This is a genomic window from Novosphingobium sp. BL-S-34 (assembly GCF_056857015.1).
In genome coordinates this window covers 456,997-470,356 of the sequence record NZ_CM166472.1, presented here as the reverse complement: position 1 = coordinate 470,356, position 13,360 = coordinate 456,997, and the positions used below count along the sequence as shown (strand labels likewise).

14 protein-coding genes are annotated in these 13,360 nt (G+C 64.7%); 9 read left to right on the top strand and 5 right to left on the bottom strand.

The window, feature by feature from the left end:
- Positions 1-12: 12 nt before the first annotated feature.
- Genes AC1VV3_RS02205 through AC1VV3_RS02195 form a run of 3 tightly spaced genes read left to right on the top strand, consistent with a single transcriptional unit; the run spans position 13 to position 2,938 of the window.
- On the top strand, positions 13-1,320 hold the full coding sequence (locus AC1VV3_RS02205) for an MFS transporter (protein WP_132262687.1): 1,308 nt from the start codon (positions 13-15) through the stop codon (positions 1,318-1,320).
- Positions 1,317-2,234, top strand: coding sequence for a cysteine synthase A (gene cysK / locus AC1VV3_RS02200; RefSeq protein ID WP_132262685.1), 918 nt, complete (start codon positions 1,317-1,319; stop codon positions 2,232-2,234). The genes AC1VV3_RS02205 and cysK overlap by 4 nt, the downstream gene beginning before the upstream one ends.
- 2 nt (positions 2,235-2,236) lie before the next feature.
- Positions 2,237-2,938, top strand: coding sequence for a dienelactone hydrolase family protein (locus AC1VV3_RS02195; RefSeq protein WP_431568625.1), 702 nt, complete (start codon positions 2,237-2,239; stop codon positions 2,936-2,938).
- A gap of 55 nt (positions 2,939-2,993) precedes the next feature.
- Here AC1VV3_RS02195 and AC1VV3_RS02190 read toward each other — a convergent pair whose 3' ends face one another.
- The 3 genes from AC1VV3_RS02190 to AC1VV3_RS02180 all read right to left on the bottom strand — a co-directional run bounded on the left by AC1VV3_RS02190 (position 2,994) and on the right by AC1VV3_RS02180 (position 5,302).
- The gene (locus AC1VV3_RS02190; RefSeq protein ID WP_166675157.1) at positions 2,994-3,326 is read right to left on the bottom strand and encodes a hypothetical protein; all 333 of its coding nucleotides are present in this window, start codon (positions 3,324-3,326) and stop codon (positions 2,994-2,996) included.
- Positions 3,327-3,783: 457 nt separating this feature from the next.
- Positions 3,784-4,161: a phosphoribosyl-AMP cyclohydrolase gene (gene hisI / locus AC1VV3_RS02185; protein WP_132262681.1), complete on the bottom strand. Its 378-nt coding sequence runs from the start codon at positions 4,159-4,161 to the stop codon at positions 3,784-3,786.
- Between the two features lie 373 nt (positions 4,162-4,534).
- Entirely contained in the window at positions 4,535-5,302 is a 768-nt protein-coding gene (locus tag AC1VV3_RS02180; RefSeq protein WP_431567977.1) for a ComF family protein, read from the bottom strand.
- A gap of 122 nt (positions 5,303-5,424) precedes the next feature.
- Here AC1VV3_RS02180 and AC1VV3_RS02175 point away from each other — a divergent pair, with 122 nt between their 5' ends.
- Entirely contained in the window at positions 5,425-6,183 is a 759-nt protein-coding gene (locus tag AC1VV3_RS02175; protein WP_431567976.1) for a methyltransferase domain-containing protein, read from the top strand.
- Positions 6,184-6,257: 74 nt separating this feature from the next.
- Here the strand turns inward: AC1VV3_RS02175 and glyS are convergent, their stop codons facing one another.
- Complete coding sequence (glyS, locus tag AC1VV3_RS02170; protein ID WP_431567975.1) at positions 6,258-8,375, bottom strand: glycine--tRNA ligase subunit beta; 2,118 nt, start codon at positions 8,373-8,375, stop codon at positions 6,258-6,260.
- A complete protein-coding gene (locus AC1VV3_RS02165) occupies positions 8,372-9,277 on the bottom strand; it encodes a glycine--tRNA ligase subunit alpha (protein ID WP_314465183.1) in 906 nt (301 codons plus the stop codon). The genes glyS and AC1VV3_RS02165 overlap by 4 nt, the downstream gene beginning before the upstream one ends.
- 181 nt (positions 9,278-9,458) lie before the next feature.
- Between AC1VV3_RS02165 and AC1VV3_RS02160 the strand changes: the two genes are divergently transcribed.
- The 5 genes from AC1VV3_RS02160 (at position 9,459) to AC1VV3_RS02140 (ending at position 13,327) form a co-directional block, all read left to right on the top strand.
- The gene (locus AC1VV3_RS02160; protein ID WP_431567974.1) at positions 9,459-10,388 is read left to right on the top strand and encodes a TraB/GumN family protein; all 930 of its coding nucleotides are present in this window, start codon (positions 9,459-9,461) and stop codon (positions 10,386-10,388) included.
- A 3-nt stretch (positions 10,389-10,391) separates the two neighbouring features.
- On the top strand, positions 10,392-11,243 hold the full coding sequence (locus AC1VV3_RS02155; protein WP_431567973.1) for a TraB/GumN family protein: 852 nt from the start codon (positions 10,392-10,394) through the stop codon (positions 11,241-11,243).
- A 191-nt stretch (positions 11,244-11,434) separates the two neighbouring features.
- Positions 11,435-12,052: a 50S ribosomal protein L25/general stress protein Ctc gene (locus tag AC1VV3_RS02150; protein WP_132262667.1), complete on the top strand. Its 618-nt coding sequence runs from the start codon at positions 11,435-11,437 to the stop codon at positions 12,050-12,052.
- A gap of 131 nt (positions 12,053-12,183) precedes the next feature.
- The gene (pth, locus tag AC1VV3_RS02145) at positions 12,184-12,753 is read left to right on the top strand and encodes an aminoacyl-tRNA hydrolase (protein ID WP_132262665.1); all 570 of its coding nucleotides are present in this window, start codon (positions 12,184-12,186) and stop codon (positions 12,751-12,753) included.
- Positions 12,754-12,913: 160 nt separating this feature from the next.
- Positions 12,914-13,327, top strand: coding sequence for a PEP-CTERM sorting domain-containing protein (locus tag AC1VV3_RS02140; RefSeq protein WP_314465176.1), 414 nt, complete (start codon positions 12,914-12,916; stop codon positions 13,325-13,327).
- Positions 13,328-13,360 lie beyond the last annotated feature (33 nt).

The following is a 13,360-nucleotide window of genomic DNA, read 5'->3' as shown; positions in this document are numbered from 1 at the left end:
TGACATGCTGCCATGCAGCAAGCCGTGAGTACCATCGACACTTCCAGCCCTTCCGTGCTGCCAGAGCCCACCTCCCCGCTGCGCATTGCGGATTACCGCAAGTTCTGGCTAGCCCGCTTCGCCGTGGTGTTCGCCTCCACCGGCATGGTCGTCATCATCGGCTACCAGCTCTACGACGTGGCCCGCAGCGTTTACGGCATGTCGATTGCCGAGGCTTCGTTCCAGCTCGGCCTGCTTGGCTTCGCGCAGTTCCTGCCGATCTTCCTGCTGACCCCGGTAGCCGGCGTCATCGCCGACCGGTTCGACCGGCGCAAAGTGGCGGGAATAGCCATGTCGGTGGACATCCTGGTCGCCATCGGCCTGGCCCTGATCACCGAACTCGATCTGCGCAGCCTGCCGGTGCTCTATCTGTTCGCCGCGCTCCACGGCATCGCCCGCGTCTTCGTGAGCCCGTCGATGACGGCGATCGCGCCGAACATCGTGCCCACTTCGCTGATCCCGCGCGCCATCGCTTTCAACTCGATCGCCATCGAGGCCGGAACCATCATCGGCCCGGCAGCCTTCGGCTTCCTCTTCGCGCGCCATCACGCGATGCCCTACTGGATCGCGGCCGTGCTCATGGCCGTGGCCGCCTTCAGCATCACCAGCATCCGCAACCTGCCGCCCGTCCCCAAGGACGCGCGCCGCGACCATCCGGTCCGCCAGATCGTCGACGGTTTCCATTTCATCTGGCGCGAGCGCTTCCTGCTTGGCTGCATCACGCTGGACCTCTTCGCCGTTCTGCTCGGCGGCGCGACCGCGCTCATGCCGGTATTCGCGCGCGACATCCTCCATGTCGGACCCGAGGGCCTGGGTCAGATGCGCGCCGCGACGGCGGCCGGTGCCGCTATCGTCGCCGTCTGGCTCTCGTTCCGCCCCCTCGCCAAGAACGTGGGCGTGAAGATGCTGCTCTCGGTCGCGGCCTACGGCGCCATGACCGTGGGCTTCGGCCTCTCGCGCAGTTTCGCTGTGTCGCTGGGCTTCTTGGCGCTGCTCGGTGCGGCGGACATGATCTCGGTCTTCATCCGCAGTTCCCTGGTCCAGCTTCGCACCCCGGACGACAAGCGCGGAAGGGTCTCGGCCATTTCCGGCCTCGCCATATCCGCCTCGAACGAGCTGGGCGAGATGCAGTCCGGCGTGGCCGCGGCCCTGCTGGGCGCGACCGGGGCTGTTGTTTTCGGTGGCGGCGCTGCCATAGTCATTACCGCAATCTGGGCCTGGAGCTTTCCCGAGATCCGCCGTGCCCGCACCTTCGCACCACGATGGGAGCATGAACAATGAAGGCCGACAGCATTCTCGCCACGATCGGGAATACGCCGCATATTCGCCTCTCGCGCCTGTTCCCGGACCATGAAGTCTGGGTAAAGGCAGAGCGCACGAACCCCGGCGGTTCGATCAAGGACCGCATCGCGCTCGCCATGGTCGAAGCCGCCGAAGCCGATGGCACGCTGAAGCCGGGCGGCACCATCATCGAGCCGACTTCGGGCAATACCGGGATCGGCCTGGCCATGGTCGCGGCGGTCAAGGGCTACAAGCTCGTGCTCGTCATGCCCGAATCGATGTCGATCGAGCGTCGCCGCCTGATGCTGGCCTATGGCGCCAGCTTCGACCTCACCCCGCGCGAAAAGGGCATGAAGGGCTCGATCGAGCGCGCCAAGGAGCTGCTCGACACGATCCCCGGCTCGTGGATGCCGCAGCAGTTCGAAAATCCGGCCAATGTCGCGGTCCATGTCGCGACCACCGCGAAGGAAATCCTGGCCGATTTCGCGGACAGCCCGATCGACGTGCTGATTACCGGCGTCGGCACCGGCGGCCACCTCACCGGCTGCGCGGAAACCCTCAAGCAGAGCTGGCCTTCGCTCAAGGCCTATGCCGTCGAACCCACGCTCTCCCCGGTGATTTCCGGCGGGCAGCCCGGCCCCCATCCGATCCAGGGCATCGGCGCCGGCTTCGTCCCTGCCAATCTCCATACCCAGTCCATCGACGGCGCGCTCCAGGTAGACCCGGCCGATGCCAAGGATTGGGCGCGCCGCTGCGCTACCGAGGAAGGCATGCTGGTAGGTATCAGCTCGGGCGCGACGCTGGCCGCCATCGCCCAGAAGCTGAAGGAGCTGCCCGCAGGCAGCCGCGTGCTCGGCTTCAACTACGACACCGGCGAGCGCTATCTCTCGGTGCCGGACTTCCTTCCGGAGTAATCATGCTCGAAACGATTGCCTACAGCCACGCCGGTCAGGATCTGACCGGCCATTTGGCGCGTCCCGAAGCCACGCCTCGCGCGGCCGTGATCCTGTTCCCGACGATCGCCAACTTCAACGCGGCGATGGAACGGCGCGCGAAGATGCTCGCGGACCTCGGCTACCTCACCCTGGTTTCGGACTTCTACGGGGAGCCTGTCGCCAGCTTCGAAGCGTCCTTCCCGATGGCGGAGAAGCTGCGTTCGGACAATGCACATTACCGCGGCCGTATCGACGCTGCCATCACGGCCCTGCGCAGCCTCCCCGAAACGGCGGGGCTGCCGATGCTCGGCATCGGGTACTGCATGGGCGGACAGGCCGTTCTGGAAGCGGCGCGCGGCGGACAGGACCTGGTCGCGGCCGTGAGCTTCCACGGCACCCTTGCGACCGCGGCGCCCGCAGAACCGGGCGCGGTCAAAGCGCGTATCCTGGTCTGCCACGGAGACGCCGATCCCCTCGTCCCGCGCGAGCAGGTCGTCGGTTTCTGGGATGAGATGGATCGTGCCGAAGCGAACTGGCATTTCCATGCCTATTCCGGCGTTCGCCATGGCTTCACCGATCCGGGAAGCGACGAACGGGGCATGGCCGCCATCGGCTACGATGCCAGCGCCGACCGTCAGAGCTGGGCCGCGATGCTCAGTCTTTTCGACGAAGTTCTAGGATAACTACTTTAAAGCCGTGGCCGCCCCGAAGGGCGGCCACGGTGGTCAAATCACCGGCTCAGCAGCCGTGCGACTTGCCGCCATCGTCATCGCCCCAGCCACCATGGCCATGACCGTTGTCATGTCCGTGGCCGTGACCGTTGTCGTGGCCCCAGCCCCAGCCGGGCTTGCCCCAACCCCAGTTGGGCTTGCCCCAACCGGAACCAGGCTTACCCCAACCCCAACCGGGCTTGTTCGAACCCCAGCTGGGCTTGCCCCAACGGTCGTTGCCGCGATCGTTACCGCGACCCCAGTTGTCACCCCGGCCCCAGCCGGAGTTCTTGCTGGAACTCTTGGACGAGTCCGAGGTGTGGAAGTTGCTGGAGGACGAGCTCGGCCTCTGATCTGCCATTGCGGCGGTTGGTGCTGCTACGAGCCCCACCACCATGGCAGCAATCAACGCTTTATGCTTCATTGATGCTTCCCTTCCATTCATGCGCCCCAGGCGCCTGACAAGGCCACCCATCTCCGCCCGGTTCGCCTCCGAAAGTCGGCGACCCGGAAGCCGGCAGGGCCACGACCCGGTGCATGGGGCACGGAGCACCGACCAAAGTCCCTGCCAATCAACGATTTTTCTCGTAGGACGGGCACGACCGAAGACGGTCCTTGCACCCTGTCGTCCGGGATAGTTCATTGGCGAGAGACGTCTTGCGAGCCGATTGCGATGATCCGTCCGCTCCGTCCGCTCAATGGTGACCTGTAGAACATGCTGATTCTTTGGTTAATTTTGAAATCGGCCGATAAGTGCATGTTCTTAAGGGAAGAGGTGCTTTTCCTATACTGTAATTACTCAATCGATTGCTAACTGCTTAGTCGGAAACGCGAATCAAAGAATCGCCCGACAACTTCCTATAAAAGCAGCTTCGCGCCCCCGTATGGCAGGCCGGTCCTTCAGGCCGAACCCGCAGTTCCAGCGCATCCTGGTCGCAATCCACCCGGATGTCCTCGACACGCAGGAAATGGCCCGAGGTCTCTCCCTTCAGCCACAAGGTCCCGCGCGAGCGCGAGTGGAAATGGGCGAGCCCCGTTTCGAGCGTCTTTTCGAGCGCTTCCTGGTTCATGTAGGCCACCATCAGGATGTCCCGCGTCTGCGAGTCGACGGCTATGGCGATGAGCAGACCCTGCGCATCGAATCGCGGGAGGAAAGTAGTGCCCAGTTCGCGTTCGGCCTTGCTTGCTTCGGACATGACGGAAATTTCTCCGATTTGAATTCATTGGACGCGGTTGTTGCACGATAACCACAGCCGTTGACCAAAATCCTCGTAGCTTCGCCGTGCCTCTTTTCAACCCCGGGATTTCGTAGGAATGTCTGTCTGCAGCTGGGGGCTGCTGCTGACCCACAGGTCGCTGATACAAGCGCCACGGTTCAGGGAACAAGGCCGGAAAACTTTCGGGTGGTCTGGTTTCAGGTAATGAGGGATCGGGCCAGGCGGCCGACAGGGGGACCGCCGAACTGCTTTGCAGGGCTCAACAGTTTCGTCACGAGGACGCCCGGAGCCCAAAGTTCCGGGCGTTTTCGTTTGTGGCGACCCGGTAATTGCCGCCCTCTCCGGCGAAATCTCAAACCTCGGGCGGATTCGGTGATCGGCGCACAGGCTCCAACGCTTCGTCCAGCACCCGTGCAAAGCAGGCGATTACGACTTTTGCCGCTCCGGCCCGCTTGAGGCTGGATACGCAGGCCTCGCTCGTCGCGCCGCTCGTCAGCACGTCGTCGACCAGAATTACTTTCGCTCCCTTCAACATGGCTCTCCGGGACGGCCGCGCCGCTATGGCGCCGGACAGGACCTTGCGCCGCGCAGCCTTGCCCAGTCCGCCCAACGAAGGCGTCGCCTTGCGGCGATCCAGCAGATCGACGGCAAGGACGCCCCCGGTGATCCTTGCGATCTCGCGGGCCAGCTCGGCGGCCTGGTTATAGCCACGCCGCCAGATCCGCCAGCGATGGAGCGGTACGGGCACGATCAGCCATGTCTCGTCCACGAAAGCCAGCTTGGCGCTGACCAGCCTCGCCATCAGCCGGGCGTGCGAAATCCGATTGCCGTGCTTCAGAGCGAGCACGAGTTTGCGCGAGGCATCGTTGTAGAGCGTCCCCGCGGCGATGCCGTCGTGCCGCGGGGGCTCGCCCAGGCAAGGCGCACAAAGCGCGCCTTCGGGTATGCCGGCGCCGAACGGCCGGGAGCAGGCGATGCATGAGGGTTCTCCGGGTATTGCCAGTTCGCCCCAGCATGAAGCGCAAAGCCCCCCATGCGCGCTCAGCCCTGCTCCGCACAGCGGACATCGCGGCGGAAAGATCAGGTCGACAAGCGGATCGAAGGCACGAAAGAGAGACATCGGCGGCGAAGCTAGCCGCCGCATTTCGCTCTGCAAGCTACAAGGCGTTAACCCGCCATCTCGAACTGTAATTGCACGAAGTGCGATTGCACCGGACGGCGCAAAGCGGCAGGGGAGCGACCATGGCCAGCAAAGCTCCCCCCCGCATCTTCTCGTCCGCCCGCCGCCTCGCCGCCCGCCGCCGCGCGCTCACGCTCCAAAAGCAGCACGACGCACCGCAGTACCTTCACGACGACATGGTGGAAGACGTCCTCGAGCGCCTTTCCTTCCTACGCTTCGAGCCCGCCCGTGCGCTGGTCATCGGCGATTGGACCGGCGCACTGGCCGAGGCCCTGAACGCGCAGGGCGTCGCCGTGACGCAAGTGGAACCGGCGGAAGGCTTCGACGAGGAAGCCCCTTACCCATTCGAAGGTTTCGACCTCATCGCCAGTCTCGGCACGCTGGACACGGTCAACGACCTGCCGGGCGCCCTGGTCCACATCCGCAAGGCCCTGGCGCCGGGCGGGATGATGATCTCCAGCTTCCTTTCAGCGGGCAGCCTGCCGACCTTGCGCGATGTCATGCTGGCCGCCGACGGCGAACGTCCGGCCGCTCGGGTCCATCCCATGGTCGACGTGCGCGCGGGCGGACAACTGCTCCAGCGCACGCTTTTCGCGGACCCGGTGATTGACCAGCGCTCCTTGCAGGTCGGTTTCCGCAGCCTGGAGCGGCTCGTTGGCGACATCCGTGCCCAGGGTATCGGCGGCGTCCTGGCCGATGCGCCGCCACCCTTGGGAAAGGAAGCGCTGGCGCGCGCCCGTGAGGCCTTCGCTGCCGCCGGAGACGATGGCAGGACCGTGGAGCGGTTTGAAATTCTCACTCTATCTGGCTGGAAAAAGTAAGAAAAAGGCCGGGGAATACCCCGGCCTTTTCGTTTTCAGGGGCGAATGACGCTCCCCGCAGATTGATCCGGCGATCAGCCCTCGATGCGAGAGAAATCCGCGACCTTGTGAACCGCGGCGCGGAAGCGGTCCAGCAGGGCCAGGCGGGCCTGGCGCTTCAGCGGGTCGGCATCGTTGACGGTGACGTGCTCGAAGAACGCATCGATCGGTGCGCGAAGCGACGCCAGCGCGGTCATGGCCGCAGCGAAGTCCTCGGAGGAAACCGCACGCGAGACTTCCGTTTCCGCCGCGGCAACGGCATCGATCAGGGTCTGCTCGGCAGGCTCGGCCGCATAGGCCGGGGCCTGCTCGCTGGCGTGACGGTGCGCCATCTTGGCGGCAATCACTTCGGCCAGATCGGGATCCTCGACGCCGGCCAGCGGATCTTCCTCGCCCGTGCGCGCGATCTCGCCCTCGACGCCGTGCCAGTCTTCCTTCTTGAGGATGTTGGCAGCGCGCTTGTAGCCCGCCAGCAGGTTCGCACCGTCATCGGTCGAGACGAAGCCCTGCAGGGCATGCACCCGGGCGAGCAGGCGAACGAGGTCGTCCTCGCCGCCAAGAGCGAAGACCGCGTCGATCAGGTCGTGACGAACGCCGGCTTCCTTCTGCTGGACCTTGAGGCGGTCTGCGAAGAAGTCGAGCAGGTCACCCTCGGCAACCCCGAAGCGCAGGGCATTGTCAGTGATGAGACGGATGATGCCCAGAGCGGCACGGCGCAGCGCGAACGGATCCTTCGACCCGGTCGGCTTTTCGTCGATCGCAAAGAAGCTGCGAAGCGTATCGAGTTTGTCCGCCAGCGCCACGGCCACGGTGACGGGCGCCGTCGGCACTTCATCCCCTTGCCCGACGGGCTTGTAGTGATCGCGGATGGCATCCGCGACCGCATCGGGCAGACCTTCGGCGCGGGCATAATATCCGCCCATAAGCCCTTGAAGTTCTGGAAATTCTCCGACCATCTCGGTGACGAGATCCGCCTTGGACAATTCCGCAGCCTGACGCGCGAGCGCCGGATCGCAGTTCGGCACGATGCCTTCGCTTGCCAGCCATTCGGCCAGCCTGGCGACGCGATCGACCTTGTCGGCAACGGAGCCCAGCTTTTCGTGGAAGGTGATGCGGGCAAGCTTTGCAGCCTGGGCCGATAGCGAGGTCTTGCGATCCTGCTGCCAGAAGAAGCGCGCATCCGAGAGACGCGCTGCCAGCACCTTGCGATTGCCGTCGACGATAGCCGCCCCGCCATCGTTGGCGACAATATTTGCCGTACAAATGAAGGCGTTGGCAAGCGAACCTGCAGTGTCTTCGCAGACGAAGTACTTCTGGTTGACGCGGGCCGTCAGCTGGATCGTCTCGGGCGGAACTTCAAGGAAGTCCTCTTCGAACCGGCCGAGCAGCGGCACCGGCCATTCCGTGAGACCCGCATTCTCGATCACCAGCCCCTCGTCCTCGACCAGCACAAGCCCGGCCGCGGTGGCGGCCTCACGCGCCTTGGTGCGAACGATATCCTGCCGTTCCTCGTGGTTCACGAGCACATGGGCAAGGTGCAGCTTGTCGGCATAGTCGTGCGCGCCGCCGATGGTGATTTCTCCGGGGGCATGGAAGCGGTGACCCAGCGTCACATATCCCGAAGCGATGCCGCCCACTTCGCAGGCGACAAGATCCTCGCCCAGGATCGCGACGATGCCGGAGAGCGGCCGCACCCAGCGGAGCGATTCCGTGGAGATCGAGGCGGCGCCCCAGCGCTGCGACTTGGGCCAGGGGAAGCTGCGGATGATGGCCGGGACGACCTCCGCAAGCACCTCGGCCACGGCGCGGCCCGGCTTTTCGACGACGGCGAAGTAGGTGTCCTTGCCCTTGAGGTCGCGCACCTCGAGCTGGTCCCTGGTCAGGCCGGTCTTGCGCAGGAAGCCTTCGAGCGCCTGGTCCGGGGCGCTGGTTGCAGGGCCCTTGGTTTCCTCGTGAACGGCCTCGGTCGCCAGCGGAAGGCCGCGTGCGATCAGGGCGAGCCGGCGCGGCGTGGACCAGACGGTGACTTCGCCCACGGCAACGCCGGCAGCGGCCATTTCCTTGCGGAACAGCTTTTCCAGATCGGCGCGCGCGCCGGCCTGCATGCGGGCAGGAATTTCCTGCGAACGCAGTTCGAGAAGGAAGTCGGTCATACGGTCCATCCCGGGAACTTGGCTTCCCATTCGCTCTTGTTCTTGTCGATCCAGGCCTCGCACGATCCCTTGGCGAGATCGCGCACACGGCCGATGTAGCTGGCCCGCTCCTGGACGGAGATCACCCCGCGCGCCTGAAGCAGGTTGAAGAGATGGCTGGCCTCGATCGCCTGGTCGTAGGCGGCAAGCGGAATTTCCGCCTCGATGCAGCGCATGCATTCGGCTTCGGCGGCCTTGAAGCCGGCGAAAAGCGCCTCGGTATCGGCGATCTCGAAGTTGTACTTCGACATCTGCTGCTCATTGGCGAGGAACACGTCGCCATAGCTGACGCCCTCGTTATTGAAGCGCAGGTCGTAGACGCGGTCGACGCCCTGGATATACATCGCCAGACGCTCCAGACCGTAAGTCAGCTCGCCCGCGACCGGCTTGCAGTCGAACCCGCCGACCTGCTGGAAGTACGTGAACTGCGTCACTTCCATGCCGTCACACCAGACTTCCCAGCCCAGGCCCCAGGCGCCCAGGGTCGGGCTTTCCCAGTCGTCCTCGACGAAGCGGATATCGTGCGCGAGCGGATCGACGCCGATGGCGGCGAGGCTGGCGAGATAGAGTTCCTGCAGGTTGTCCGGGTTCGGCTTCAGGATCACCTGATACTGATAGTAATGCTGGAGCCGGTTAGGGTTTTCGCCATAGCGGCCATCGGTCGGACGGCGCGAAGGCTGGACATAGGCCGCCTTCCAGGGTTCCGGGCCGAGCGCGCGAAGCGTCGTGGCCGGATGGAAGGTACCTGCCCCCATGCGCATGTCATAGGGCTGGAGGATGAGGCAGCCCTGCGCGCTCCAGAAGTTGTGGAGCGTCAGGATCATGTCCTGGAAGCTGAGCGGCTGTCTGTCAGCGGTCGACATCGAAATCCCGTCAAATCTCTTGGTTGCGCGGCCTTTGGCGGATCGAACCGGCCAAATCAACCGCACAAGCCGCGCGTGAACAACAGTTATGGCTACCGCGCCCGGCGCCGCGAGGCTATCCCCCGCGCTACGGAACCTCCGTCAAGCGCCCGTTTCTTTCGTACTCCCTCGGAAAACTGTCATGATACCGTCCCGCAAGATCCGCCTGCTCGCGGCGGCTTCCGCCTTGTTGATGTTCCTGGCCGCGCCGCCGGTCACGGCGCGGGAGGCGCAGTCGGAGAGGGCAAGGGCTTCGGGGGCCCCTGCTGCCGAGGCCAGACCTGCGCTTTGGAAGATCTCCGACCGGGACACGACGATCTACCTGTTCGGCACGATCCACATTCTCCCCGAAGAACTGGGCTGGTTCCGTGGGCCGGTGAAGCGCGCTTTCCAGTCGGCCGATCAGGTCGTCACCGAAACGATGACCGATTCGCCAGAGACCCTGCAGGCGATCTTCGCGGAGAAGGGGATCCGCCGGGACGGCCGGACATTGCGCGAAAGCCTGGACGAGACGCAGCGCGGCAGGCTGGAGAAAAGTCTTTCCGATCTTGGTCTTGCCGTCAATTCATTTGATCAGTTCGAGCCTTGGTACGCCGGGCTGCTGCTCTCTCTGATCCCGCTGAAAGCCGCCGGGTACGATCAGGCCAAGGGCGTCGAGAACCAGATCGATGCGATGGCCAAGGCCAGCGGCGTGGCGCGGCATCCGCTGGAAACTGCCGAATACCAGATCGGTCTCTTCGCCGCCTTGCCGGAAGCGAGCCAGCGGGCCTACCTTTCCGAAGTGCTGGAGCAGCTGCCTACCCTCAAGGAAGACGTGGCCAAGCTGGTCAAGGCCTGGAGACGGGGCCGGGCCGAGGAACTCGCCGAACTGCTCAATGACGACGAATCGGACGAGACCATGCGCAAGGTGCTCATCACCGACCGCAACCAAGCCTGGGCGAAATGGCTTGAAGGTCGGCTCGCTCAGCCGGGCGTGGTCTTCGTGGCCGTCGGCGCGGGGCATCTGGCCGGGGCGGGCAGTGTTCAGGAGCAGCTGTCACGCGACGGCATTCGCACAGTGCGGGTGCAGTAGCCGATGCGCAAGACCATCGTCCTGCTGGCGGCCCTGGCGCTCTTTGCTTGCGGACCGAAACCCCAGCCCGCCGATCCCGCACTCTGGCGTGTCGAGGGACCGAACGGCCAGACCGCCTGGCTCTTCGGAACCATTCATAGTGCCAAGTCTCCGCTGCAATGGCAGACCGCGAAAGTTCGGACCGCTCTGGAAGGTTCGGACTCGGTGATGGTCGAAGTCGCCAATCTCGCCGACGAGAAGGAAGTCGCCGCCACGTTCGCCCGCCTCGCCAGGAACGAGGGACAGCCGCCGTTGTCCCAACGGATCGATCCACGCAGGCGCCCTGCCCTTTCGGCCTTGCTGGCGAAAGGCGGCTATGCCGACGGCGATTTCGCGGCGATGGACACTTGGGCCGCGGCCCTCACGCTGGCCCAGGCCGGGGCCAGGGAGGACGAGGCGCGCAACGGCGTGGACCGGGCCGTCATCGCGGCGGCAGGAAACAAGCCCGTCGTCGAACTGGAGGGTGCGGCAAAGCAACTCGGCCTGTTCGACAGCCTGCCGGAGCGCGAGCAGCGCGATCTCCTGGGCGCGGTCGTGACCGAGGCCGCCGCCACGGATGGCGATCTTGCCGAGCGCTGGCGTCAGGGAGACATGGCCGCGATCGAACGCGAAACGCGCAAGGGCCTGCTGGCCGACCCGGAACTGCGCGCGGTGCTCTTCGTGGGGCGCAACCGGGACTGGGCCGGAAGGATCGACTCTGCCATGCGAGAGGGCAAACGTCCGTTCGTTGCCGTCGGAGCGGCACACATGGCCGGGCCGGAGGGCATTCCGGCGATGCTGGCAGCGAAGGGCTACCGCGTCATCCGGGTCGAATAGCTGGAACGCGGTCGATCCGGGTTGATCGGGATTGGACCACTGGCGGTCCCGACAGTGCTTGCAAATCTGCGATAATCGCATTAAGGGCGCCCGCTTCCCGTCATGGTCATCCCTGGAGGCGTGGCGGGACGGAGCGGGCCGATACGCGGCCTGTATCCGACATATATCCAGTTTTCGAAAGGCAAGTCCTCATGAGCGATACGCTTAACCTGCCGGCCGAGACGCGTGATCGGGCTGGCAAGGGAGCCTCCCGTGCTCTGCGTCGCGATGGCCGCGTCCCCGCCGTTATCTATGGTGGTAACGAAGAACCCCTCGCAATCCACGTCGAGGAAAAGGAGCTGGCCCGCCAGCTTGGAACCGGTCACTTCTTCAACTCGATCATCGAAGTTGAAGTCGGCGGCAAGAAGTTCCGGACGCAGCCCAAGGACGTTGCCTTCCACCCCGTTTCGGATCGTCCGCTTCACGCCGACTTCCTGCGCGTCGTCAAGGGCGCGACCGTGCACGTCAACGTGCCGGTCGTCTTCGCCAACGAAGAAGCTTCGCCGGGCCTGAAGCGCGGCGGCGTGCTGAACGTCGTTCGCCACGACCTGGAACTGGTCTGCGACGCCGAGAAGATCCCGCATGAGATCGTCATCGACGTGACCGGCTTCGACGTGGGCGAATCGATCCACTCCAGCCACGTCAAGCTCCCCAAGGGCGTCGAGAACGCGATCACCGACCGCGATTTCACCATCGCGACGATCGCTGCCCCTTCGGCTCTCAAGAGCTCCGAAGGCGACACGGCCAAGGAAGAAGCTGAAGGCGAGTAATCGCAGCCGAGTAAATTCGGTTCCGGGTCCTTTCGGGCCCGGCCATCTTCGGATAGGGAACGGCCCCTCCAGCCCCGGTTCGTCCGGCGCGCGGAGGGGCCGTTTCGCGTTTCAGTACAGGATTTCTCGTCATGCAGCTCTGGGTCGGCCTCGGTAACCCCGGTCCCCAATATTCGCTGAACCGGCACAACGTCGGCTTCATGGCGATCGATGCGATTGCCGAAGTCCACAACTTCGGTCCGAGCCAGAAGAAATTCCAGGGCTGGCTCCAGGAAGGGCGGATCGGCTCCGAGAAAGTGCTGCTGCTGAAGCCGGCGACCTTCATGAACGAGAGCGGCCGCGCCGTGGGCGAAGCCATGCGCTTCTACAAGCTGGCGCTGGCGGACCTCACCGTATTTCACGACGAGCTGGATCTGGCGCCTTTCAAGGTCAAGGTGAAACAAGGCGGCGGTCATGCCGGCCACAACGGCCTGCGCTCCATCGACCAGCACCTCGGCGCGGAATTCCGCCGCGTGCGGTTGGGTATCGGCCATCCCGGCCACAAGGACCGCGTGACCGGCTATGTCCTGGGCAATTACGCCAAGGCCGACATGGATCCGCTGGCCGACATGCTGGGCGCCGTTGCAGGGGAAGCCGATCGCCTTTCGGCCGGCGACGATACCAGGTTCATGAACGACGTCGCTCTCCGCCAGCAGGATTGACCCTGGAGTTAGCCGTCTTTCGCCGTAATTAGCGTCGGGTTAGCTTACACAAGCAACGCTTCAAGGCATGCGTTAACCAACGTTGTCCGCAGAAACCCTCATCTGGCACGACGCTTGCTTTTCCTCTTGGCAACCCATTCGGGCAACAAGGGGAATACGAATGATCCGCAAGACCATGCTCGCCCTGGCGCTCACCGCCGGCAGCACCATCGCATTCACGTCGCCTGCGCAGGCGACCTGGGGCTGGGGCGGCAGCGGCGGCCACAAGCACACTTGCAACTGCGGCCATTCGGCCGGCAAGAAGCAGTGCGGGTCCAGCAGCTCCTCTGGCGGCACCACGACCACTTCGGGCGGCACCACCTCGACTTCGGGCGGGACGACGTCCACTTCCGGCGGCACGACCACCTCGGGCGGCACCACGACCACTTCGGGCGGCACCACGACTTCCGGTGGCACCTCCGGCGGTTCGAGCAGCGGCGGCAGCACCGACGTGCCGGAACCGGGCATGCTCGGCATGATGGGACTCGGCCTGCTCGGCCTGGCCTATGCCCGCCGCCGCAAGAAGCGCGACTGACAGTAGCTTCCAAGGCGCCACCTCCCGCGCCCA

Bases quoted from the DNA above. Each gene is read 5' to 3' on its own strand.
- AC1VV3_RS02205 (WP_132262687.1), top strand. From the start codon at position 13: ATGCAGCAAGCCGTGAGTACCATCGACACTTCCAGCCCTTCCGTGCTG.
- cysK (WP_132262685.1), top strand. From the start codon at position 1,317: ATGAAGGCCGACAGCATTCTCGCCACGATCGGGAATACGCCGCATATT.
- AC1VV3_RS02195 (WP_431568625.1), top strand. From the start codon at position 2,237: ATGCTCGAAACGATTGCCTACAGCCACGCCGGTCAGGATCTGACCGGC.
- AC1VV3_RS02190 (WP_166675157.1), bottom strand. From the start codon at position 3,326: ATGGCAGATCAGAGGCCGAGCTCGTCCTCCAGCAACTTCCACACCTCG.
- hisI (WP_132262681.1), bottom strand. From the start codon at position 4,161: ATGTCCGAAGCAAGCAAGGCCGAACGCGAACTGGGCACTACTTTCCTC.
- AC1VV3_RS02180 (WP_431567977.1), bottom strand. From the start codon at position 5,302: ATGTCTCTCTTTCGTGCCTTCGATCCGCTTGTCGACCTGATCTTTCCG.
- AC1VV3_RS02175 (WP_431567976.1), top strand. From the start codon at position 5,425: ATGGCCAGCAAAGCTCCCCCCCGCATCTTCTCGTCCGCCCGCCGCCTC.
- glyS (WP_431567975.1), bottom strand. From the start codon at position 8,375: ATGACCGACTTCCTTCTCGAACTGCGTTCGCAGGAAATTCCTGCCCGC.
- AC1VV3_RS02165 (WP_314465183.1), bottom strand. From the start codon at position 9,277: ATGTCGACCGCTGACAGACAGCCGCTCAGCTTCCAGGACATGATCCTG.
- AC1VV3_RS02160 (WP_431567974.1), top strand. From the start codon at position 9,459: ATGATACCGTCCCGCAAGATCCGCCTGCTCGCGGCGGCTTCCGCCTTG.
- AC1VV3_RS02155 (WP_431567973.1), top strand. From the start codon at position 10,392: ATGCGCAAGACCATCGTCCTGCTGGCGGCCCTGGCGCTCTTTGCTTGC.
- AC1VV3_RS02150 (WP_132262667.1), top strand. From the start codon at position 11,435: ATGAGCGATACGCTTAACCTGCCGGCCGAGACGCGTGATCGGGCTGGC.
- pth (WP_132262665.1), top strand. From the start codon at position 12,184: ATGCAGCTCTGGGTCGGCCTCGGTAACCCCGGTCCCCAATATTCGCTG.
- AC1VV3_RS02140 (WP_314465176.1), top strand. From the start codon at position 12,914: ATGATCCGCAAGACCATGCTCGCCCTGGCGCTCACCGCCGGCAGCACC.